24 protein-coding genes are annotated in these 20,351 nt (G+C 71.6%); 11 read left to right on the top strand and 13 right to left on the bottom strand.

Features of this window, described 5'->3' with window-relative positions; genetic code table 11:
* Window positions 1-52: 52 nt before the first annotated feature.
* Both FB455_RS26575 and FB455_RS26580 read left to right on the top strand, forming a co-directional pair.
* The gene (locus tag FB455_RS26575) at window positions 53-1,453 is read left to right on the top strand and encodes an MFS transporter (protein WP_222434146.1); all 1,401 of its coding nucleotides are present in this window, start codon (window positions 53-55) and stop codon (window positions 1,451-1,453) included.
* Window positions 1,450-2,775 (top strand): GNAT family N-acetyltransferase, encoded by a 1,326-nt coding sequence (locus FB455_RS26580; protein WP_145755182.1) that lies wholly within the window; start codon window positions 1,450-1,452, stop codon window positions 2,773-2,775. The genes FB455_RS26575 and FB455_RS26580 overlap by 4 nt, the downstream gene beginning before the upstream one ends.
* 240 nt (window positions 2,776-3,015) lie before the next feature.
* Here FB455_RS26580 and FB455_RS26585 read toward each other — a convergent pair whose 3' ends face one another.
* The 4 genes from FB455_RS26585 to FB455_RS26600 all read right to left on the bottom strand — a co-directional run bounded on the left by FB455_RS26585 (window position 3,016) and on the right by FB455_RS26600 (window position 7,341).
* Window positions 3,016-3,693: a DUF305 domain-containing protein gene (locus FB455_RS26585; protein WP_145755183.1), complete on the bottom strand. Its 678-nt coding sequence runs from the start codon at window positions 3,691-3,693 to the stop codon at window positions 3,016-3,018.
* A gap of 87 nt (window positions 3,694-3,780) precedes the next feature.
* On the bottom strand, window positions 3,781-4,212 hold the full coding sequence (locus FB455_RS26590; RefSeq protein ID WP_145755184.1) for a DUF6153 family protein: 432 nt from the start codon (window positions 4,210-4,212) through the stop codon (window positions 3,781-3,783).
* A gap of 10 nt (window positions 4,213-4,222) precedes the next feature.
* Complete coding sequence (locus FB455_RS26595; RefSeq protein ID WP_486481581.1) at window positions 4,223-6,244, bottom strand: heavy metal translocating P-type ATPase; 2,022 nt, start codon at window positions 6,242-6,244, stop codon at window positions 4,223-4,225.
* A gap of 572 nt (window positions 6,245-6,816) precedes the next feature.
* The gene (locus tag FB455_RS26600) at window positions 6,817-7,341 is read right to left on the bottom strand and encodes a DUF2269 domain-containing protein (protein ID WP_222434147.1); all 525 of its coding nucleotides are present in this window, start codon (window positions 7,339-7,341) and stop codon (window positions 6,817-6,819) included.
* Between the two features lie 292 nt (window positions 7,342-7,633).
* Between FB455_RS26600 and FB455_RS26610 the strand changes: the two genes are divergently transcribed.
* Window positions 7,634-8,185 carry a TetR/AcrR family transcriptional regulator gene (locus FB455_RS26610; protein ID WP_145755187.1) on the top strand — a complete coding sequence of 184 codons (552 nt, stop codon included), beginning with the start codon at window positions 7,634-7,636 and terminating at the stop codon, window positions 8,183-8,185.
* 478 nt (window positions 8,186-8,663) lie between these two features.
* Here the strand turns inward: FB455_RS26610 and FB455_RS26615 are convergent, their stop codons facing one another.
* Complete coding sequence (locus FB455_RS26615) at window positions 8,664-10,256, bottom strand: FAD-dependent monooxygenase (RefSeq protein WP_222434148.1); 1,593 nt, start codon at window positions 10,254-10,256, stop codon at window positions 8,664-8,666.
* 218 nt (window positions 10,257-10,474) lie between these two features.
* Between FB455_RS26615 and FB455_RS26620 the strand changes: the two genes are divergently transcribed.
* Both FB455_RS26620 and FB455_RS26625 read left to right on the top strand, forming a co-directional pair.
* Window positions 10,475-10,726, top strand: coding sequence for a hypothetical protein (locus FB455_RS26620; protein ID WP_145755188.1), 252 nt, complete (start codon window positions 10,475-10,477; stop codon window positions 10,724-10,726).
* 97 nt (window positions 10,727-10,823) lie between these two features.
* A complete protein-coding gene (locus FB455_RS26625) occupies window positions 10,824-11,894 on the top strand; it encodes an ArsO family NAD(P)H-dependent flavin-containing monooxygenase (protein WP_186466446.1) in 1,071 nt (356 codons plus the stop codon).
* A gap of 55 nt (window positions 11,895-11,949) precedes the next feature.
* Here FB455_RS26625 and trxB read toward each other — a convergent pair whose 3' ends face one another.
* From trxB to FB455_RS26650, 7 genes are all read right to left on the bottom strand, one after another.
* Complete coding sequence (gene trxB, locus FB455_RS26630) at window positions 11,950-12,879, bottom strand: thioredoxin-disulfide reductase (protein WP_145755190.1); 930 nt, start codon at window positions 12,877-12,879, stop codon at window positions 11,950-11,952.
* A 105-nt stretch (window positions 12,880-12,984) separates the two neighbouring features.
* Complete coding sequence (locus tag FB455_RS34895) at window positions 12,985-13,392, bottom strand: arsenate reductase ArsC (RefSeq protein WP_486481582.1); 408 nt, start codon at window positions 13,390-13,392, stop codon at window positions 12,985-12,987.
* A complete protein-coding gene (locus tag FB455_RS34900) occupies window positions 13,392-13,574 on the bottom strand; it encodes a hypothetical protein (protein ID WP_486481583.1) in 183 nt (60 codons plus the stop codon). The genes FB455_RS34895 and FB455_RS34900 overlap by 1 nt, the downstream gene beginning before the upstream one ends.
* Window positions 13,575-13,587: 13 nt before the next feature.
* Complete coding sequence (locus tag FB455_RS34905; RefSeq protein WP_486481584.1) at window positions 13,588-14,316, bottom strand: MIP/aquaporin family protein; 729 nt, start codon at window positions 14,314-14,316, stop codon at window positions 13,588-13,590.
* Window positions 14,317-14,373: 57 nt separating this feature from the next.
* Window positions 14,374-15,036 (bottom strand): arsenate reductase ArsC, encoded by a 663-nt coding sequence (locus FB455_RS26640; RefSeq protein WP_486481585.1) that lies wholly within the window; start codon window positions 15,034-15,036, stop codon window positions 14,374-14,376.
* Window positions 15,029-15,730 carry an arsenate reductase/protein-tyrosine-phosphatase family protein gene (locus FB455_RS26645; RefSeq protein WP_145755191.1) on the bottom strand — a complete coding sequence of 234 codons (702 nt, stop codon included), beginning with the start codon at window positions 15,728-15,730 and terminating at the stop codon, window positions 15,029-15,031. Before FB455_RS26645 ends, FB455_RS26640 begins: the two co-directional genes overlap by 8 nt.
* A 151-nt stretch (window positions 15,731-15,881) precedes the next feature.
* A complete protein-coding gene (locus tag FB455_RS26650) occupies window positions 15,882-16,211 on the bottom strand; it encodes a metalloregulator ArsR/SmtB family transcription factor (RefSeq protein WP_145755192.1) in 330 nt (109 codons plus the stop codon).
* A 62-nt stretch (window positions 16,212-16,273) separates the two neighbouring features.
* On the opposite strand from FB455_RS26650, the gene FB455_RS26655 reads away from it, so the two are divergent.
* A complete protein-coding gene (locus FB455_RS26655) occupies window positions 16,274-17,368 on the top strand; it encodes a flavin-containing monooxygenase (protein ID WP_222434149.1) in 1,095 nt (364 codons plus the stop codon).
* Here the strand turns inward: FB455_RS26655 and FB455_RS26660 are convergent.
* A complete protein-coding gene (locus tag FB455_RS26660) occupies window positions 17,340-17,717 on the bottom strand; it encodes a metalloregulator ArsR/SmtB family transcription factor (protein ID WP_145755193.1) in 378 nt (125 codons plus the stop codon). The two genes, FB455_RS26655 and FB455_RS26660, sit on opposite strands and share 29 nt — an antisense overlap.
* An 85-nt stretch (window positions 17,718-17,802) precedes the next feature.
* On the opposite strand from FB455_RS26660, the gene FB455_RS34395 reads away from it, so the two are divergent.
* The 5 genes from FB455_RS34395 to FB455_RS26680 are packed head-to-tail and all read left to right on the top strand — an operon-like array spanning window position 17,803 to window position 20,314.
* Entirely contained in the window at window positions 17,803-17,952 is a 150-nt protein-coding gene (locus FB455_RS34395; protein WP_186466439.1) for a hypothetical protein, read from the top strand.
* Between the two features lie 15 nt (window positions 17,953-17,967).
* Window positions 17,968-18,228 (top strand): hypothetical protein, encoded by a 261-nt coding sequence (locus tag FB455_RS26665; RefSeq protein ID WP_145755194.1) that lies wholly within the window; start codon window positions 17,968-17,970, stop codon window positions 18,226-18,228.
* Window positions 18,225-19,481 carry a M28 family metallopeptidase gene (locus FB455_RS26670; RefSeq protein WP_222434150.1) on the top strand — a complete coding sequence of 419 codons (1,257 nt, stop codon included), beginning with the start codon at window positions 18,225-18,227 and terminating at the stop codon, window positions 19,479-19,481. The genes FB455_RS26665 and FB455_RS26670 overlap by 4 nt, the downstream gene beginning before the upstream one ends.
* 12 nt (window positions 19,482-19,493) lie before the next feature.
* Window positions 19,494-19,823 (top strand): metalloregulator ArsR/SmtB family transcription factor, encoded by a 330-nt coding sequence (locus FB455_RS26675; protein WP_145755195.1) that lies wholly within the window; start codon window positions 19,494-19,496, stop codon window positions 19,821-19,823.
* Window positions 19,820-20,314 (top strand): GNAT family N-acetyltransferase, encoded by a 495-nt coding sequence (locus FB455_RS26680; RefSeq protein WP_145755196.1) that lies wholly within the window; start codon window positions 19,820-19,822, stop codon window positions 20,312-20,314. The genes FB455_RS26675 and FB455_RS26680 overlap by 4 nt, the downstream gene beginning before the upstream one ends.
* Window positions 20,315-20,351: the final 37 nt, after the last annotated feature.

Raw genomic sequence — 20,351 nt, forward strand, 5'->3', positions numbered from 1 at the left:
CCGGACGCAAGTTGAACACAGCTTGTACAACTTAGCTCCGGAGGCGCTCACCGTGTCTGAGTCCACGCCCGCAGCCACCCTCCCAACCCAACCGACCCTCACCCCCGATCCCCGACGCTGGCGCATCCTCGGGATGGTCGGTATCGCGCAGCTCATGCTCATCCTCGACGTCACCGTCGTCGCGATCGCCCTGCCACACATGGGCGCGGACCTTGACCTGCGGCGCGAAACCCTCACCTGGGTGGTCAGTGGCTACACCCTCGCGTTCGGTGGACTGCTGCTGCTCGGCGGTCGCGCCGCCGACCTGTTCGGTTCCCGCCGGCTCATCCTGACCGGTCTGCTGCTGTTCGCGGCCGCCTCCTTGACCGCCGGACTGGCGACCTCCGGGCCCCTGCTTCTCACCGGCCGAGTGGCGCAGGGACTGGCTGCCGCCATGCTGTCCCCGGCGGCGCTCTCGCTCATTGTCACCATTTTCGACGGCGACGAGCGCAACAAGGCGCTCGGCATCTGGTCCGCGCTGGGCGGCAGCGGCGCCGCGCTCGGCGTTCTGCTCGGCGGGCTTCTCACCGCCGGACCGGGCTGGGCGTGGATCTTCTTCATCAACGTCCCCGTCGCGGTGGTGCTGCTGTTCACGCTGCGCTCGTACCTACCAGCGCGGCGCGCATCCGCTCCGCGCGCCACGCTCGACGTTGCCGGCGCCGCCCTGGTCACGACCGCGACCGCGACCTTGATCTACGCGCTGGTCAGGGCGGGAGAGCACGGCTGGGCCACCTGGAGCACCGCGCTCCTACTGCTGGTGTCGGCGCTTGTCTACACCGCTTTCGTGGCCCGCCAGCGCCTCGCCGCCAGCCCACTGATGGACGTACGACTGCTGGCCCGCAGGCCCGTGGCGACCGGCAGCCTGCTGATCCTCGTCGCCACCGCACTCATGATCATGATGTTCTTCCTCGGCACATTCGCGCTGCAGCAGCACTACGGCTACGGCGCACTGACCACCGGCCTGCTCTTCCTCCCCAGCGCGCTGTCCACCATGCTCGGCGCACAGGTGGCCGGACGCGTCATCGGCCGCACCGGAGCCCGCACCCTGGCGGTGGCCGGGCTGACCGTTGCCGCCGCCGGCCTGGCTGTCCCGGCGATCTGGACCGGAGCCGCCCCCCTGGTGGCCGGTATGGCGGTCGCGGCGGCCGGTACCGGAACCCTTTTCGTGGTGTCGGCCGCCACCGCGCTGGGACAGGTCGCGGCCCACGAAGCAGGCCTGGCCTCGGGAATCGTCAGCACCTTCCACGAATTCGGGGCCTCCGTCGGCGCAGCAGTCGTCTCGAGCGTGGCCGCCGTCAGCATCGCCGGCACCGGCACCGGCGGCTTCTCGCGCGGCTTCACCACCGCCGCGATCGTCGCCGTCGTCACTGCCGTCGCCGCGCTGGCCATCACCCCAAGTCCCCGCTCCCGGTGAACGACCGTTACGTGGTGCGGCCGGGCCGACTCTCCGACGCCACCGTGCTCGCTCGCCTCCACGCGTCGGTCCAGCTTCAACCGGTAACCGGTGGGCAACCGCACCCCGGCATCGCCGCCTGGGTCGAAGACCTGCTGGACGGTCATCCCTCGGTCGTGCCCGACGACTTCCTGGTCGCCGAGGACACCGCCACCGGCCGCCCGGTCGCCAGCCTCGTCGGGCTGCGGCAAAACTGGAGCCTGGCCGGAGTCCAGCTGCCGGTGGCCCAGGTCGAGTTGGTCGGCACGGCGCCGCAGCACCGCGGCAACCGGCTCACCGAGCACCTGTTCGCCGCCCTGCACCACCGATACGCGCGCGACGGTGTGCCGGTCCAGGTGATCGAGGGAATCGGGTACTTCTACCGGCGGCTCGGCTACGACTACGCCCTGGCCAACGACGGCGCCTGCTCGATGCCCTCGTCCGCGCTGCCGGACGCCACCCAGGACCGCTCGGACAACCGTGTCGGCGCTATGACGGTGCGCCCGGCCACCGTCGCCGACGCGGACGCCCTCGCCGACATCGACCGACGCCTCGCCGACGGTGACGCCCTTGTCTGCCCCAGGGACGCGACGGTGTGGCGCTACGAGATCACCGGGCGCCGCCCGGCGGATATCGCCCGGCGCGTCGTCGCCGTCCTGGTGCACGACGCCGACGTCCTCGGATACCTGGTCCACGGTGCCCGGCTCTCCGCCGCCGGCGAGCTGATCGTGGTCGCTGCCGCGTGTCAGCGACCAGCCGACTGGCCGCGGGCCGCCGCCGTGATGCACGCACACCTGGGCCACGTCGGCCGCCAGTACGAGACATCAGCCGGTCAGCCGTTCACCGCGGTGCGCCCCATCCTCGACCCGGAGCACCCCCTGGCCCGCCTCGGCCCGCCCGGTGTACCGAGGCGACCCAGAGGTTGGTACGTCCGCACCGGCGACCCGGTCGACCTGCTCGCCCGACTGCTGCCGCTGCTGCGGCAGCGCTGGCGCACCGCCGACCTGCGGTGGCCCGAGCCGGCCTTGACCATCGACACCTACGGCCGAGCCGCCCGGCTGGAATTCACCGACGGCGAGCTGAGCGCGGTGACGGCCCTGCGCGGCACCGTCAGCCCCGCCACCGACCCCGAGGCCCACGCCGCCATCCCGCCCGGGGGCCTGCTTCACCTGGCCCTCGGGCACCGCACTCTGCCCGAGGTGCTGGACGCCTGGCCGGACTGCCTCCTGCGCGACCGCGTCACCGAACTGTTCCTGACGGCGGCGTTTCCCCGCGTGCCCGTGCGGGTCTGGCCCCGCAACTGACCAGCGGGCCGAGTCGACACATACGGCGGGGGCGCCAGCGGCTTGTCGCGAACATCAAGGGCTGGCGCCTGCGACTTCTCCCGGAGGGCATAAAGCTCCAAACACTGCTCCAGGGACGGCTGAGCGAGTGCGGCGGCCGAGTCGAACGTCGTTGCCGGCCTCGGGCCTGGCGCTGCGGGGATTGGCCAGATGATGCGGTGTGCCCGGGCGTCGAGAACGCCCGGGCACACACTGCAGCGCTCAGAGGCGGGCGAGGATCCTGTTCATGGTGTCGATCTCGGCCTGCTGGTCGTCGGCGATCTGCTGGGCGAGGGCTTTGGCGTCGGTGTTGACGCCGTTGCTGATCTCGTCCTTGGCCATGCTGATGGCACCCCGGTGGTGGGCGATCATCATCGTGAGGAACTGCCGGTCGAAGTCCGCGCCGGTCGCGGCGGCGAGGGCGGTCATGGCGGCGTCGGTCATCATGCCCGCCATGGCGTGGTCCTGGTCCGTGCCGGGTGAGGCGTTGGCACTTCCGCCGTGATGCTGGCCGGGCGCGCCGGCAGTGCTGGTCGTTGGCGCCGGTGTGCCCCAGGCGGCCAGCCACATGGTCATGGTGGTGATCTCTGGCCCTTGGGCGGCCTTGATCTGGGTGGCGAGTCGCTTGACGTCAGCGTCGGTGGCGCGGGAGGCGGCGAGGTCGGCCATCTGCACGGCCTGCTGGTGATGCGGGATCATCGCCTGGGCGAACGTGACGTCGGCGGCGTTGGCGGCGCCAGGGCTGCTCGGGGCCGGGCTGAGCGTCGGGCTGGCCGTGCTGTCGCTGTTGTGGCCCCCGGCGGTGGAGCCGTGCTGGTCGGTGCCGCAGCCGGCGAGCGCGACGGCGGTGGCGAGACTGGCCGCGGTCAGGACGGCGCGGCGCAGGCGGGTGCGAGTCATCGCAGGATGTGCCTTTCGATGTCGAGGTAACTGCGGGAACAGGTGCGTGCGAGCCGGCGGGACGTGTCCCGCCGCAGGTCGCAGCGCCTATACGCGCAGCACCGACACCGCGCTCAGGTGCAATCCGATGCGGGGCGCTGGTGGCGCCCGGGAACTCGCGGCACGCCGGCGGGGGCGGTGCCGTAGGCGGGCGTGACTCGTGCGGGCGAGCAGGAGTGCGCCGAGGGCTACCGCGAGGCCGACGGCCGCCACGAGGGCCAGGCACACCTGCCAGCCGGGCAGGTGCCCGTTGTCGTGGCCCGGCGGTGAAACCGATGGGTGATCGCAGGTGTCGGTGCCGCAACCGTGGGCCGCGGGCGTGGTCGGCTGCCCGTCGGTGTGGTTGGCGTGCTCGGCGGCGGGTCGCATCGACGTGATGGGGTCGTGGCCGAGGCTGTGCATGGCGGCCAGTCCGACAAGGGTGCAGGCCAGCAGCACGAACCGGACGAGGAGTCCGGTTCGTGCTGCTGGCGGTGTCATGCGCTTCACGCTAGCGGGCCGGCGTTGGGTCCTTCGGGGCGAACCCGTGATCCGGGCCTGGATTGTCGGGTTGGCGTAGCTGCACGCGGCGCAGCAGTTGGGCGTTGAGCGCGACCACGATGGTGGAGGCGGACATCAGCACCGCGGCGACCGCGGGGCTCAGGCTCACTCCGGCCCAGGCCAGAGCCCCGGCGGCCAGGGGCAGGGCGACGACGTTGTAGCCGGCGGCCCAGGCCAAGTTTTGGATCATCTTGCGGTAGGAGGCGCGCGAGAGCCGGATGACTCCGGTGACCCCGCGCGGGTCGGAGGAGGCGAGCACGACGCCCGCGGATTCGATCGCGACGTCGGTGCCGGCGCCGATGGCGATACCGACGTCGGCACGGGCCAGCGCGGGAGCGTCGTTCACGCCGTCACCGACCATCGCCACCCGCAGCCCTCGGCGTTGCAGCTCACCGACCGCCTCGTCCTTGTCGGCGGGCAGCACCTCGGCGAACACCTCGTCCTCACCGGGCCGGAAGCCCAGGTCAGCGGCGACCGCCTCAGCCACCGGACGCGCGTCCCCGGTGATCATCACGATCTTGCGGATGCCCTGTTGACGGAGGTCGGCGATGGCTTGGCGCGCCTCGGGGCGGATCTGGTCTTCCAGGGCGAGGGCGCCGATGACGCTTGCCTGCCCGCCGTCGAGACGCAGCAGGTGCAGTACCGCCGCTCCCCGCCGAGACCACCCGGCCCGGTGCTCGTCGAGGTCGCCGGGCACCGTGGCGTCGAGTTCGCGCAGCAGGGCGGGCCCGCCGACCGCGTAGCTGACGCCACCGACGTCGGCGCGCACCCCGCGACCGGTCAGCGACCGGAAACCGGTCGCGGTGCGCCGGGCGCCCTGCTGGGCGGCGGCGGTGACGATGGCCCGTGCGAGGGGGTGTTCGCTGTCGGCCTCCACCGCCGCCGCGACGGCCAGCACGTCGGTCTCGCTGACGCCGCCGGTGGCGGCGACACCGGCGACGACGTGCTCGCCGCGGGTCAGGGTGCCGGTCTTGTCGAACAGCACCGTGTCGATGGTGCGCATCCGCTCCAACGCGAGGCGGTCCTTGACCAGGATGCCGCCCTTCGCGGCCACAGCGGTGGACAGGGCGATCACCAGCGGGATGGCCAGCCCCAGCGCGTGCGGGCAGGCGATCACCAGCACCGTCACGGTGCGGACGACGGCCTCGTCGAGGTCGCCGATCAACGTCCAGATCAGCAGCGTCGCGGCGGCTGTGGCGGTGGCGATGTAGAACAGCCAGGCCGCGAACCGGTCAGCGAGGACCTGCGCCCTGCCGCTGGACTGCTGGGCCTGCGCGACCAGGCGTTGGATGCCGGCCAGGGCGGTGTCCTCGCCGACGGCCTCGACGCGCACCCGGATGGCCGCGTCGGTGGCCACCGTGCCCGCCACCACCCGGTCGCCGCGTTCGCGGCCGACCGGCCGGGACTCGCCGGTGATCATCGACTCGTCCAGCTCCGCGCGGCCGTCGGTGATGCGCCCGTCGGCCGGCACCCGCCCGCCCGGGCGCACCAGGACCACGTCGTCGACGCGCAGGTCGCTGACCCGCACCCGTTCGGGCTGACCGTCACCGCCGAGGCGTTCGGCGTCGTCGGGCAGCAGCGCGGCCAGGGCCGACAGCGCGCCCTGAGCCTGCCCGATGGCCTTCATCTCCTGCCAGTGCCCGAGCAGCATGATCGTGACCAGAGCCGCCAGCTCCCACCAGAAGTCCAGGTCGAACACGCCCAGCGCGGTCGCCGCCGAGGCCACGTACGCGACGGTGATGGCCATCGCGATCAGCAGCATCATCCCCGGCGTCCGGTCACGGACCTCTCGCACCGCGCCCTGCAGGAACGGCCACCCGCCGTAGACGAACACCACCGTGCCCAGCACCGGTCCCACCCAGTCGACCCCCGGGAAGTCCAGCCGATAGCCGAACCAGCCCATCACCATGTGACTGGTCACCACGATCGGCACCGTCAAGACCAGGCTCAGCCAGAACTTACGGCGGAACATCTCCGGGTCATGCCCGGCGTGCTTGTCATGCCCACCATGCCCGCCGTGCCCGTCAGTGCCGCCGTGCCCGGCATGGTCGTGGTGGGTGCTGGGCCGAACAGGTTGCCCGCCCGGACTCTCTCGACTGCTTCGGTGATCGCCGTGGCCGCCGTGTGGGTCGACGCTCTCCCCCGGGGCCTGCGTCTGGTGGTGCTCGTTCTCGTGCGACATCCTCATCGCCTCCTCACCCTCAACATACCCCCAGGGGGTATAGCCGTCCAGGCGTGTCGATGTTCCACAGGTCACCCAATTGAGGCCAGCATTTGTCAGCGACGCGGGACAGGAGAGCGCAGTTGGTCACGTCGCCACTAAAGGAGCAAGCGGCCGGCATCGCGGCAGACGTAATCGCCCACCAACGGCGTTGGTGCGACACGGCCAATGCGTCGCCGTGGCGGTCGCCTCGTAGCCGGCGCGCCGCCAGAACTCGGGCAACGGGGCGCACACGCGTCGGCGCGATCACGAGTCATGCGTGCGCTCGTAGTGCAAGTCGCCCGGCAGCGGCGACCAGATCTGGGCGTGTCGGCGCCGGCAGGTCAGCGGGATGCCGGCACCGCGCCCCGCTGGCGCACGCCGTAGCGGGTCACCCCGCGCGGCTTGTAGACGGCCAGCACCGTCACTGCCAGCAACACCAGCAGCCCACCGGCGGCGTGCACCACCAGGGCAACGCCGCCCGCCTGCAGCGAACCGACCGGGAAGCTGGAGTTCCCGGCGGCGGCAGCCAGCGCGCTGATCGGCGCCACCTGCAGGAGCAACACTCCCGTCGCCACGAGCGTGACGACGAGTTTCACCAGCACCCACCAGTGCCGTATCAGACCCCACGGGCTGACCCACGACGACACCAAGCCGCTGAGCACGGACGCCACCGCGAACGGCACCACCGCGAAGCGCGCCACCAGATCCGCGGTGAGATAGCAGGCCCGCACCAGCACGGCGTCGCGGCTGCGTACCGCGACGACCGCGACAACGAGAAACCCCACGACCGCGCCGAGCCAGCCCACCGACGTCGTCACATGCACCGTCAGCGCCGCCTTACGCGCACCCGAGCGCACCGTCACCACCTGCCCGCCGCCTGCGCCGGCATACCGCCGGGCAGGTGTCGGCCCGGACCATGATGCCCACCGACACCCGCGAGCTGCGCGATCACGAACAGGGCCAACAGAACCAGCCCCACCACCGCGAGCGCCACGACCCATCGCGGCGGGCCGGGCGCACTGCCGCCGCCCTTCGCCCTGTCCGCCACTGGCCTCTCCCGTCTCCCGGCGCAGAACCACGCCCGCCACCTTTTTCAAGACATTATGTCTCGCTAAGCAGACAGCATGTCACGGAAGCGCCAATGCGTATAGTAAGAGGGTGCCCAAGCTGTGGACCGACACGATCGAGGCGCACCGCGCCGCAGTGCGCGACGCCGCCCTGGACGCCGCCGCAGCACTGATCGCCGAGCATGGACTGACCGCGCTCACCATGTCCCGCATCGCCGAGACCACCGGCATCGGACGCGCCACCCTGTACAAGTACTTCCCCGACATCGACGCGGTCCTCCGTGCCTGGCACGAACGCCAGGTCCGCCAGCACCTCGCCCACCTGATGGAGATCCGCGACGACACTGCCGACCCGAGCGCACGATTGCGCGTCGTGCTGCACGCCTTCGCGCGGATGTCCGGCCATTCCCACAGCGGCGAGCTGGGGGCGGAACTGCACCGCAGCGAACAGGTGACCGCCGCACACAAACAGCTGCGCGCCTTCCTCAGCACCCTGATAGCCGACGCCGCCCAGTCCAGAACAATTCGCGACGACATCGCACCCGATGAACTCGCCGCCTTCGCCCTGAACGCCCTCGCAGCAGACGCCGCCGCCGAGCATCTCGTCGAACTCACCATCGACGCCATGCGGGCCCGGCGCTGAGCGCGGACCGGACCGTGAGCCGCAGGAAGCGACGCCCACCGCTGTCTCGGTCTGCGCAGCTGCCGATCACCAACATGCCTGTGCTGGTCAACTGCGGTGCGACGCGGGACGACTGACGAACATTCACGGCCGACGCTAGGTGAGGGAGGCGCCCCGTCGAGGCGGACCCATCTGTTCGAAGGGCTCTGGCTTGCGGCCTGTTCGCCGCACTGATCGGCACCAGGCCGTGCGCCGCGACTCGTCTGCGGCCTGCCGTCGTTGTAGACAGCAGGCCACAGACGCGGACACGATCGGTCCGGACGCCTTAGCCCGGGGCCAGGACCTGCTGATCTTCGTGCGAAGCAGGCGGGTCAGGGGCTCTTCGTAAGCTCCTCGGGCCACCGCTGGCGGGCGACACCGCCCTGCCACTGGATCACCGGATCCGAGGCGCCGCTACGCGCCGCAGCGCGGTCGACGACGATGACAGCAGCGGGTGGGGTTACGAGCCGAGCCAGCGGTCCAGGTAGGCGAACAGCCCGGTCAGGTCGGTGCCACCAGCCCGGTATCCGATGTGTCCATCGGGACGGACCAGTAACACGCCATTAGCGCCGGGGCCGAACCCCAATCGCCGCAACGCCTGAGCAGCGGACGTCGGCGCCTCTCCTACGGCGTCCGGCTCGGCCAACCGATGCACGGTGAGGTGGCCCCGGGCGAGTCCGGCGGTGTCGTCGGCAGGCCAGGCGGCGGAGGGTCCGCACAGCAGCAGGTGCCATCCGGGCGTGAAGGTGAGCCGATGCAGCGTGGTGGCGTCTCCCGTGCCGGGCAGCGGGGCGTCGGGCAGCCGGTCTCCGGGTCGAGGACCGGAGCGCGATGGGCGCGGCCCTTCCACTGACAGCGGGCTGTTCCGGTAGGTGATGCCCAGCTGCGACACCGTCCGGAAGGCGGAGGCCCGCACGAACCGCGACGCGAGCACGACCGGGATGAGAGCGGGGGCGATCCGGGTCCGGGCGAACCGGACGGCCGGATTGGTGGACGTCGCGACAGTGAACGCCCGGTCGCTGAAGCGCAGCACCATCCGGCCAACAGGCGCCCGTTCGATCTCGTAGGTATCCAGGAGCGTCGAGTCAGCGTTGCCCCGCAAGGCTTGGGCGAGTTTCCAACCGAGGTTGACGGCGTCCTGGATGCCGGTGTTCATACCCTGCGCGCCGGCAGGGCTGTGGATGTGCGCGGCATCGCCGGCCAGGAACACCGACCCGGCCCGGTAGTGGGTGGCGGCGCGGTGGTGCAGCCGGAAATTGGTCATCCAGACAGGATCACGCAGGCGCACCGTCGCATCGGTGTAGGTGTCGGCGAGTGCCTGCACTTCATCGAGGGTGACCGGGGCGTCTGGTGAGGCCACCTCGGCGGGTGGCCGCATGACCAACAGCCGCCAGGTGGTCGGATGGCCGAGTGGGAAGAAGAACAGCATTCCCCGCTCAGACAAGAAGACGTGCGCCGTCCCCGTGTCGAGGCCGTCGGCCTCCAGGTCAGCTAGGACGAACGTCTGCGGATACGCAGCGCCCTCGAATCCGATTCCGGCGAGGTGCCGCACAGCGCTGTGTGCGCCGTCGCAACCCACCACGTACCGGGCCGTCACCCGCTCGGTCCGGCCGTCTCCGTGCCGCAGCGTCGCCACCGCACCGTCGACGGCACGGTCCAACCCCACCAGCTCGACACCCCGTTCGATGTCAAGCCCCACCGCCGCGAGGTGCTCACCCAGGATGCGCTCGGTCTTCGCCTGCGACAGGAACAGCAGATACGGATACGCGGTGCCGGACAGACCCAGGTCGAACAGTGGCACGGTACGCGCCCGCCCCCGCGCGTGCAGACACAGCCGCACCGCGCGGTTCCCGACGGCCGTCATCTCGTCAGTCACCCCGAGACTGGCGAGGACCTCCAGAGTGCGGGGCTGTATCGCCAGGGCACGGGACTCCTGCACCCGGTCGAGAGATCGATCCACCGCCCGGACCCGCACACCCAAGGCGGCCAACTGCCCGGCCATCGCCAGCCCGGTTGGCCCCGCCCCGATCACCAAAACTTCGACGGCGCTCACCGGACCTCGACCCGGCAAGAGCCGACGACCCCGGCCGGTGTCTCCAGCAGGCCGGCTGAAGTCTTGAACGCAAACACGTACACGATGTCGACCATCCAGATCCTCGGCGCGACGCGCGACTGACCCGCCTCGACCCACGGTAACCCCGTATCGGCGACTGCATATGCCGGTCACCCGGTTCGAGGACTGGCTGCCAATGATCGGCCGAAAATGGCTGGGTGGTGTTCGGCCGCGACCGGTACATCCGCAAGCGAGAACTGGAGCTGCGAGCCTTCGTCAAGGCCAAGGTGCACATGGTCCTGTTTCCCGGCGATGCGGCCCCCGACGACACCATCGAGTTGGTGCGGCTGCACCTGGCCCGGATCTGCGCGCTGGCCTCGGCCCGGCAACTGAAGGTCTACCGACTCAGGCGAGACAGCGTAACCAGCTCCGAAGAGCGCCTAGCCGAGATCCGCCGCCGCAGCTCGTAGAGACCTGGTTGCAAAGGTCCACTGATCTTGTGGTGTGGCTCTACCCGTTGCTCCTCGGGCCTGGGACCTTCCGCGCCCGTTCGAGTCGTGTCGCATGATGATCTGTAGAGCGAGGAAGGTGGCGTGGGTGCCTGGGTCGTGTGATGTGGTGGTCGTCGGGGGTGGGCAGGCGGGCCTGGCGGCGGGCTATTACCTGCGCCGCGCTGGCCTGGATTACGTCATCCTCGATGCCCAATCGCAGTCGGGTGGCGCATGGCGGCATGGCTGGGACTCGTTGCGGTTGTTCTCCCCGGCGCCGTACAGCCCGCTGCCGGGGTGGGGGATGCCAAGCCAGGACGGTGAGGAGTTCCCGAGCGCCGGGCACGTCGTGGATTACCTGCGGGCATACGAGCAGCGCTACGACCTCGCGGTGCGTCGCCCGGTCCGGGTGCGGGAGGTGCGGGCGGCGGGTGCGCGCTTGGCGGTGCAGACCGACTCCGGATCGTGGTCGGCCCGGTACGTCATCTCCGCGACCGGGACGTGGCAGTGCCCGTACCTGCCGGACGTCTCAGGTCGGGAGGAGTTCGGTGGCCGGCAGTTGCATACCGTGGACTACGCCTCGCCGCTGGAGTTCCGCGGGCAGCGGGTCGTCATCGTCGGTGGGGGCAACTCGGGGGCGCAGATCCTGGCCGATGTGTCGCGGGTCGCCGAGGTCACCTGGGTCACCCGGCGCCCGCCACGGTTCATGCCGGACGACGTCGACGGGAGGGTGCTGTTCGATGTGGCCACCCGCACAGCCGCCGGCGCCGCGGGTGGGGTGAGTGACCTGGGGGACATCGTGATGGTGCCCAGCGTCCGCGACGCCCGTGAGCGCGGCGTGCTGCATGCCCGCGCGATGTTCGCGCGGCTGGACGCGCACGGCGTGTGGTGGGCCGACGGCACCGGACAGCCGTGTGACGCGGTCATCTGGTGCACCGGGTTCCGGCCGGAGCTCGCCCACCTCGCGCCGCTGTTGCCCGGGTGGCGGCAGGGTGTGGCGCCCACCGACGGCACCAGGTCGGTGGACGAGTCCCGTCTCTATCTGTTGGGGTACGGCGACTGGACCGGGTCGGCGTCGGCGACGCTGGTGGGCGCGGGGCGCACGGCCAAGGCCACGGTCGCCGACATCAGCGCCCAACTCGCCGGGTAACCCTGGGAGGGAACCGCCGCCTGTGTGTTCTGACGTGGGCTGCGGCAGGTGCTGGTTAGGACAGGCTGGCGAGGTGGCGCTCGGCGTCGAGGGCGGCGGCGCAGCCGGTGCCGGCGGCGGTGATGGCCTGGCGGTAGGTGTGGTCGACGAGGTCTCCGGCGGCGAAGACGCCGGGCAGGTTGGTGCGGGTGCTGGGGGCCGCGACGGTGACGTAGCCGTCGGGGTCGAGGTCGACCTGGCCGCGGAACAGGTCACTGCGGGGGTCGTGGCCGATGGCGACGAACACTCCGGTGACGTCCAGGACCCGCTCGGCGCCGGTGTGGGCGTCACGGACGCGAATGCCAGTGACGACGCCGTCGCGGCCGAGGATCTCCTCGACCATGGTGTTCCACTCGATGGTGATCTTGTCGTTGGTCAGGGCGCGGTCGGCCATGATGCGGCTGGCGCGGAAGGTGTCGCGGCGGTGGATGATGGTGACGCTGCGGGCGAAGCGGGTGAGGAAGGTGGCTTCCTCCATCGCGGAGTCGCCGCCGCCGATGACGGCGATGTCCTTGTCGCGGAAGAAGAACCCGTCGCAGGTGGCGCAGGAGGAGACGCCGTGGCCGAGCAGTTCGGTCTCACCGGGCACGCCGAGGGGCCGCCACGCGGACCCGGTGGCGAGGATGACCGCTCGCGCCTGGTAGCTCTGCTGGCCGACCCACACGGTTTTGACGTCGGCGGTGAGGTCGACGCGGGTGACGTCGTCGGTGAGGAACTGGGCGCCGAAGCGGTCGGCTTGCTTGCGCAGGTTGTCCATCAGTTCGGGGCCGGTGATGCCGTCGGGGAAGCCGGGGAAGTTTTCCACCTCGGTGGTGGTCATCAGGGAGCCACCGGACTGGGCGCCTTCGATGACCAGGGGTGTGAGGTTGGCGCGGGCGGCGTAGATGGCGGCGGTGTAGCCGGCGGGCCCGGAGCCGATGATGATCAGCGGGTGCGGGTCGGACACGAAGGGCTCCTGCTCAAAGGGGTGGACCGCCCGCCGGTGGCTGGACCGGCGGGCGGCGGAGGGCGGGCGGCGGAGGGCGGGCGGCGGGCGGCGGGGAGGGTGGCGTCAGGCGCTCGGGCGCAGCTCGGTGAGGAGCTTCTCCACCCGGGTGCGGATGTCGTCGCGGATCGGGCGCACGGCGTCGACGCCCTTGCCGGCGGGGTCGTCGAGCTTCCAGTCCTCGTAGCGCTTGCCGGGGAAGACCGGGCAGGCGTCCCCACAGCCCATCGTCACGATGACGTCGGACGACTCCGCGGTCGCGTACTCCAGCAGTTTCGGGGTTTGGTCGGTGATGTCGATGCCGACTTCCCGCATGGCCTGCACGGCGGCGGGGTTGACGGTGTCGGCGGGGGCGGAGCCGGCGGAGCGGACCTCGACGGTGTCACCGGCGAGGTGGCGCAGCCAACCGGCGGCCATCTGGGACCGGCCGGCGTTGTGCACGCAGACGAACAGGACGCTGGGCTTGTCGGACATCAGGAGCCTTTCTGGCAGTGCGGTTCGCGGGGCCGGTTGACCGGCGCCTCGTCGAGGATCGGTGGCAGGGAGCTGCGGAGGTTGGTGTTGTGGTCGAGCAGCCGGTACCGGCCGGCGGGATGCGGCCGGTTGAGCACCTCGCGGTACGGCTCGGCTGCCAGGTGCGCGGGGCGGCGGGTCATGAGCGCTGGTCGACTACGGGTTGCGCTCGTCGGTGGGCACGAGCACCTGGTCGGCGGCCTTCCCGGCGTCGGGGTAGAGCGCGGCCAGCAGGCCGATGCCGACGGCGAGGCCGATGATCTGGGCGATGACGAAGCCGGGCAGCGAGGCGGGGGCGATGCCGGCGAACGTGTCGGTGAACGCCCGTCCGATCGTCACGGCCGGGTTGGCGAACGACGTGGACGAGGTGAACCAGTACGCGGCTCCGATGTAGGCGCCCACGGCGGCCGGGGCCACGGGGGCGCGGCCGGAGCGGGCCAGGGCGAAGACGAGCAGGATCAGGCCGGTGGTGGCGACGACCTCGCCGAGCCACAGGTTGCCGGCGGCGCGGTCCTTGGCCGACCAGGTCACGGCGGCCAGGTCGAACATCAGGTTCGCCAGCACCGACCCGGCGATTGCCCCGGCGACCTGGGCGGCGATGTAGCCGCCGAGGTCGCGGACGGTGAGGCCGGCGCCGGCGCGACGGCCGAGGAACCAGTCGGCCGTCGAGACCACCGGGTTGAAGTGCGCGCCGGAGACCGGGCCGAAGATCAGGATCAGCGCGCCGAGGGCGAACGCGGTGGCGATCGAGTTCTCCAGCAACTGCAAGCCGACGTCGTCCGGGGAGAGGGTGGTGGCCATGATGCCGGAGCCCACCACGGCGGTGACCAGCAGCGCGGTGCCGGTGAACTCAGCCAGCAGGCGTCGCCACAGTGCGATGGTCATCAGTCTGTTCTCTCCAGTGTGGTCAGGTCGCCGGCTGCGGGTCGGCCGGCGGGTGCTCTAGCGGGCGGCGGGGACGTTCAGGTCGTCGAGGAGCTGGCGGACGCGGCGTTCGATCTCGTCGCGGATCGGCCGCACGTCGGTGAGGTCCAGGCCGGCGGGGTCGTCGAGGTCCCAGTTCTCGTAGCGGGTGCCGGGGAAGACCGGGCAGGCGTCGCCGCAGCCCATGGTGACCACCACGTCCGCGGCGCGCACGACCTCGTCGGTCCAGGGCTTGGGGAACTCCTCGGAGATGTCGATGCCACGCTCGGCCATCGCCGCGATCGCCGCTGGGTTGACCTCGATGCCGGGTTCGCTGCCGCCGGACCATGCCACGGCGTGCTCGCCGGCGAGAGAGGTGAAGAAGCCCAGCGCCATCTGCGACCGGCCGGCGTTGTGGGTGCAGAGGAACAGCACGACGGGCCGCCCGTCGCGGTGATGGCCTTCGACGCGGGCGAGGGCACGCAGGCGCTGCCGGGCGAAACGCTCGGCGAGCAGCGGCAGGAAGTTGGGGATGCTGCCGGCGGTGGCGAACTGGTCGTAGCTGGAGTGCAGGAACGCCTCGATCGTCTCGGCGCCGTAGATGGCGGTGAACTCGGCGGCGAGCCGGGTGGCGGCGGTGCGTAGGGCGACCTGCTGGTCGACGGAGATGTCGGGCATCGGGTGGGGGCTGGTGTCAGTCACGGTGCTCTCCCGAGCTCATGGCGGGGGTGATGGCGGGGGCGACGCGCTCGATGCGGGCGGCGAGGTCGGCGAACGCCGTCTCGAATGCGTCGTCGGTGTCGAGGCGGACGGGGTCGGGCACCGACCAGTGCAGCCGGGGCCGGACCGGGCCGGTGAGTTCCTCGTGGGCGTTGTCGCAGACCGCGATGATCAGATCGTCGTCGCGCACGATGTCGGCGACGTGGGAGGTGCCGACCGGGTTGAGCGTCAGCCCGTGCCGCTGGGCCACCGCGACGGCGCGGGGGTGAACCCGTTCGGCGGGCTTCGTCCCCGCCGACGCCGCCGGGGTGTGCACGCGATCGGACCACAGGGCGGCGGCGAGCTGCGAGCGGGCGGAGTTGCGGGTGCACACGAACACCACCCGGCCCACTCCCGCCAACGGTGCCGGTGTCAGCGCGGCCAGGGCCTCGGGGCGCAGCCGCAGGTAGGTGCGGCGGCGGTCACCCTCGGAGCGGTCTCGGGCGACCAGGCCCGCCTCGGTGAGGACCTTGACGTGGTGAGCGATGAGGTTCGTCGGCATGTCCAGGTCGTGGGCGATCTCGCCGGGGGACGCGTCGCCGAGGGTGAGCGCGTCCACGATCGCCAGGCGCGCCGGGTCGCCGAGCGCGGCGTGGATCCGGGCGCGCCCCGACAGGGAAGCAAGCTCAGTAGTCATTGACTCAATATTCGTTGAGCCTCCTGATCCTGTCAAGCGGAAGTGCGGCGAGCCTCACCGGGAGGCGGACGCGCGGGTCCTGCGGCCTGCAGGGCAGGCGGCCGGCGGAGGGGATGGGGCGGTTGCCGATGCCGGGTGGCGGACGGCGCGGTCAGCAGCAGGTTTTCAGGTACGACTGCAATTCGGCGAGCGCGGCGAGCGCGCCGTCGCGGTCGGCCCGGTAGTACACGGTCTTGCCCTCGCGACGGGAGGTCACCACCCGTCCGCGGCGCAGCAGGGTCAGCTGCTGCGAGGCGGTGGCCTGGCTGATGCTGACGTGTTCGGCCACCTGCCCGACGGACAGCTCGGCGCCCTGCGCGAACAGCATCATGATTCGCTGTCGGGTGGGGCTGCCCAGGGCTTTGAGGAACTCCTGGGTGTCCGGTCCCAGCCCGGCCACCGCTGCGGTACGCGCGTCGGTGGGGGGCGTCGGCTGGTCCATGGCTCCACCTTCCCGCACCATCATCATATTGTCATTCAACGAAACGACAATATGATGGGTCGGTGACGAAGACTTCTGAACCTGTGATCGTCGTCGGCGGCGGCCAGTCTGGCCTCGCCGCCGCCCGCGCCGCTCTGACCGCGGGCCTGCGCCCGGTCGTTCTGGAGGCGGGCGCCGAGGCGGGCGGCTCGTGGCCGGACTACTACGACAGCCTCACCCTGTTCTCCCCGGCCCGCTACAGCGCGCTGCCCGGGTTGGCCCTCGACGACGCCGATCCCGAGCGCTATCCGACCCGCGACGAGGTGGTCGGCTACCTACGCCGCTACGCCGCCGGTATCGACGCCGACATCCGCACCGGCGTCCGGGTCACCGCCGTGCACACCCGGCCCGGCGGCTACCTGGTGCGCACTGGCACCGGAGCGGAGTTCACCGCCGCTGGCGTGGTCGCCGCGAGCGGGTCCTTCGGCCACCCGCACCTGCCGGCGGTGGCGGGCCAGGACACCTACGGCGGCGAGGTGCGCCACGTCGCGCACTACCGACGGCCGGAGCCGTACGCGGGCAAGCGGGTCGTGGTGGTCGGCGCCGGGAACTCCGCCGTGCAGGTCGCCCACGAACTGGCGGCGCACGCGCGGGTCACCCTGGCCACCCGCGCCCCGATCCAGTTCGTGCCCCAGCGCGTCGGCGGCCGGGACCTGCACCACTGGCTGCGCGTCACTGGCGCGGATCGGCTCCCCCGGGCGGTCCTGTTGCGCGTGATCCGCCATGCCGCCGTGCTCGACACCGGCGTCTACCGCGATGCCCTCGCCGCCGACCTGCTCACCCGCCGGGACATGTTCAGCGCCTTCACCCCCGACGGTGTCGTCTGGGCCGACGGCACGTCAGAGCCGGTTGACGCGGTCATCTTCGCCACCGGCTACCGCCCGCACCTGGACTATCTCGCCCCACTGGGCGCCCTCACGCCGGACGGGACTCCCCACCAAACGGGTGGGATTTCCACCACCCACCGGGCCCTGGTCTATCTGGGGCTGGAGTTCCAGCGATCGTTCGCCTCGAACACCCTGCGCGGTGTCGGCCGCGACGCCGCGCACGTCGTCGCCGCGCTGGCCGCGACCGCGGGTCGGTTCCGGCTCAGGCGACGGGCGTCGGCTGCACGCTGAGCAGCGCGGCGAGCTGACGCAGGATTGCCGGGCGGGCGCGGTAGTAGACCCAGGTGCCGCGGCGTTCGGCGTCGACGAGGCCGGCTTCGCGCAGCGTCTTGAGGTGGTGCGAGATCGTCGGCCCGGTCAGGTCGAACGCCGGGGTCAGGTCGCAGACGCACGCCTCCCCGCTCTTCGCGGAGGCGATCATCGACATCAGCTGCAGCCGCACCGGGTCGCCGAGCGCCTTGAACGCCGGCGCGAGCACCGCGGCGATGTGCGCCGGCACCGGGCTCTGCGCCAGCGGCGGGCAGCACGGGGTGTCGGCGGTGAGGTCGATGACGGGAAGCAACCCGGCTTGTTTTGACATGCCTCTAGGTTGACAGGTGTCTAAGCAGCGTGCAACTCTCTGATTCGACAGACGTCAAGACAGGCGTCGTGGAAAGGGAGTCGTCATGTTCGGCACAGCACGACGCACGGCGAAAGCCCAGGCGGGCGCGCGGTTCTGTGACTCCTGCGCCCGGGTGTCCACCGCAGCGCAGCGGGCGCAGCGGCGCTTCGACCAGGTCCGTGACAACGCCTACGCCCTGATCGGCACCCGGTAACCGAAAGGTTGTGTGATGAGCGAGAACACCCAGACCAGCCCCGCGACGGCGGGCGGGTTCGCCGGTGATCCGGGCGCCGCCCTGGCCGTGACCGGCTCCGGTTCCTGCTGTGGCAGCCCCTCGCAGGCGGTCGGCTCGATCCTCCCGCCCGCTGGGCAGTCGGCGACGGCGGGGCCGTGCTGCGGCAGCCAGCAGGCCGCCGAAGCGGCCGGCTCCTGCTGCGGCACCGAGGCGAAGATCGAAGCCGTCACGACGGGTCAGGGGTGCTGCGGATGACCGCCCAGCCGGAATCGGCCGCCCACCTCGACGCGCTACTTCCCCTGGTGTCGGCCGAGCGGATGGCCGCCACGGTCGCTGCTCTCGCCTCGGCTGAATTCACCGGGCGGCGGGTCGGCACGGCCGGCGGCGCCGCCGCTCGCGCCTGGCTCGTCGCGCACCTCGCCGACCTCGGCGCGGCGGTCGACACCGACGAGTTCCCGGTCCGCAACGTGCCCGAGCTGTACGCGACGCCGACCGTCTTCTGGGGCGACGGTGACACCTCGACGCGGCTGGCCTTCGGCCGCGAGGTCGCGGTCCACTGCGCCTCAGCCGACACCTCTGAGGTCAGGCATGGCCCGTTGGGTGTGGCCGGCAGCGGCGACCCGACCGGCCGGTGGCTGCTGGTGCCTGCGGGCGGGAACCCTCTCGACGCCGCCCGCGACGCCCAGGGCGCCGCGGGTCTGCTGGTGAGCCGGGCCGTCGACGCCGACGGCTGGCAGTACACGGTCCTCGCCGGACCGGACCCAGGACCACTGCCCATCCTGACCCTCGACGCCGGCACCCACCGCGCCGCCCTGGCCGCCGCCACCAGTGCGGGTTGGTGGAGCGCGAACACCCCGCTGCGCCGCCGCGACGTGACCGGCGCCAACATCCACGCAAGGTTCCCGGCGGCGGCGCAGGCGGGTGGGATCGAGGTGTTGCTGACCGCCCACTACGACGGCGTCGGCGACCATCCCGGGCTGCGTCAGCCCGGCGCGTCGGACAACGCCAGCGGCGTCGCCGTGGTGCTGGAAGCCGCCCGAATCCTTGCCGCCGCCCGCCCTGCAGGGGTTGGGGTGGCGGTCGCGTTGCTCGACGGCGAGGAGGTCGGTGCGCTGGGCTCGGCCCACCACAGCCAGCAGTTGCAGGCGGGCGACGTTCGGCCGCTGGTCATTAACGTCGACGGCGCCGGGCTGCTCGACCGGGCCGCCGCGGTCGAGGCCGGCGGGCCGGCCCACGCGCTGCTCGCGCTGCTCGATCAGGCCGGGCGGCACACCGGCCTTCCGCTCGCCGCCGGTCCGGTCGCCTCCGACAACCGCCGCTACGCCGCCGCAGGGTTCGCCGCGGTGGGCATCGGCGCCGGCATGGCCGGCTACCACAGTCCCGCCGACACCCCGGACCGCGTCGACGCGCACACCCTGCAGGCGATCGCCCGCCTCGTTGTCGCGACCGTCGGCCTCGCCGCTTCCGCACCCGCTACACTTTTATCGTCGATCGGCGATAAACGATAGAAGGGGTGAGGTGTGGACGAGTTGCTCGACCGGAGCACCGCGCAGCAGTACGCGTCGTGGTTCCGGGCCCTCGCGGACCCGACCCGGGTCCAGATCGTCGAGTACCTCGCCCGTCACGCCCGACCGATGAGCGTCGGCGAGATCGTCGCCGCCGTCGGCCTGGCCCAGTCCACCGTCTCCCAACATTTGAAGATCCTTACCGAGGTGCGGTTCGTCCTCGTCGAGGCGGTCGGCACCGCCCGGCACTACCGGATCAACGACGCCTGCGTCGACTGCTTCCCCTCCGCCGCCGACGTGGTCATGGGCCGCCCCGCCCCCACCCCGATCGGAGCCTGCCGATGACCGAGATCACCGTCCGCCCGATGAGCGTCGACGACGCCGACCGGGTCCTCGCGATCTACCAGGCCGGCCTCGACAGTGGGGACGCCAGCTTCGAGACCACCACACCGACCTGGGCCGCATTCGACGCCGCCCGACTGCCGCAGCACCGCTTCGTGGCCGTCGACGGCGACGGCACCGTCCTCGGGTGGATCGCGGTCTCACCAACATCGACCCGCCCGGTCTACGCCGGGGTGGTCGAGCACTCCGTCTACATCGACCCCGCCGCGCGCGGACAGGGCGTGGCCCGACTGCTGCTGGACACGCTGATCACCTCCACCGAGGCGGCCGGCATCTGGACCATCCAGTCCGGCGTGTTCGGCGAGAACACCGCCAGCCTCACCCTGCATCAACGGGCCGGATTCCGCGTGATCGGCGTGCGCGAACGGGTGGGACGCCACCACGGCCGGTGGCGCGACGTGATCCTGCTGGAACGCCGCAGCCGCACCATCTGAACCCTCCCGGACCCTGCCACCATCGCACCACCACACC

Source organism: Micromonospora sp. CNZ296 (assembly GCF_007827635.1).

Coding starts and splice junctions, on each gene's coding strand:
- FB455_RS26585 (WP_145755183.1), bottom strand. CDS start 3,693: ATGACTCGCACCCGCCTGCGCCGCGCCGTCCTGACCGCGGCCAGTCTC.
- FB455_RS26645 (WP_145755191.1), bottom strand. CDS start 15,730: ATGACTACTGAGCTTGCTTCCCTGTCGGGGCGCGCCCGGATCCACGCC.
- FB455_RS34395 (WP_186466439.1), top strand. CDS start 17,803: ATGTTCGGCACAGCACGACGCACGGCGAAAGCCCAGGCGGGCGCGCGG.
- FB455_RS26670 (WP_222434150.1), top strand. CDS start 18,225: ATGACCGCCCAGCCGGAATCGGCCGCCCACCTCGACGCGCTACTTCCC.
- FB455_RS26665 (WP_145755194.1), top strand. CDS start 17,968: ATGAGCGAGAACACCCAGACCAGCCCCGCGACGGCGGGCGGGTTCGCC.
- FB455_RS26595 (WP_486481581.1), bottom strand. CDS start 6,244: ATGTTCCGCCGTAAGTTCTGGCTGAGCCTGGTCTTGACGGTGCCGATC.
- FB455_RS26625 (WP_186466446.1), top strand. CDS start 10,824: ATGATCTGTAGAGCGAGGAAGGTGGCGTGGGTGCCTGGGTCGTGTGAT.
- FB455_RS26660 (WP_145755193.1), bottom strand. CDS start 17,717: ATGTCAAAACAAGCCGGGTTGCTTCCCGTCATCGACCTCACCGCCGAC.
- FB455_RS26650 (WP_145755192.1), bottom strand. CDS start 16,211: ATGGACCAGCCGACGCCCCCCACCGACGCGCGTACCGCAGCGGTGGCC.
- FB455_RS34900 (WP_486481583.1), bottom strand. CDS start 13,574: ATGACCCGCCGCCCCGCGCACCTGGCAGCCGAGCCGTACCGCGAGGTG.
- FB455_RS34905 (WP_486481584.1), bottom strand. CDS start 14,316: ATGACCATCGCACTGTGGCGACGCCTGCTGGCTGAGTTCACCGGCACC.
- FB455_RS26680 (WP_145755196.1), top strand. CDS start 19,820: ATGACCGAGATCACCGTCCGCCCGATGAGCGTCGACGACGCCGACCGG.
- FB455_RS34895 (WP_486481582.1), bottom strand. CDS start 13,392: ATGTCCGACAAGCCCAGCGTCCTGTTCGTCTGCGTGCACAACGCCGGC.
- FB455_RS26590 (WP_145755184.1), bottom strand. CDS start 4,212: ATGACACCGCCAGCAGCACGAACCGGACTCCTCGTCCGGTTCGTGCTG.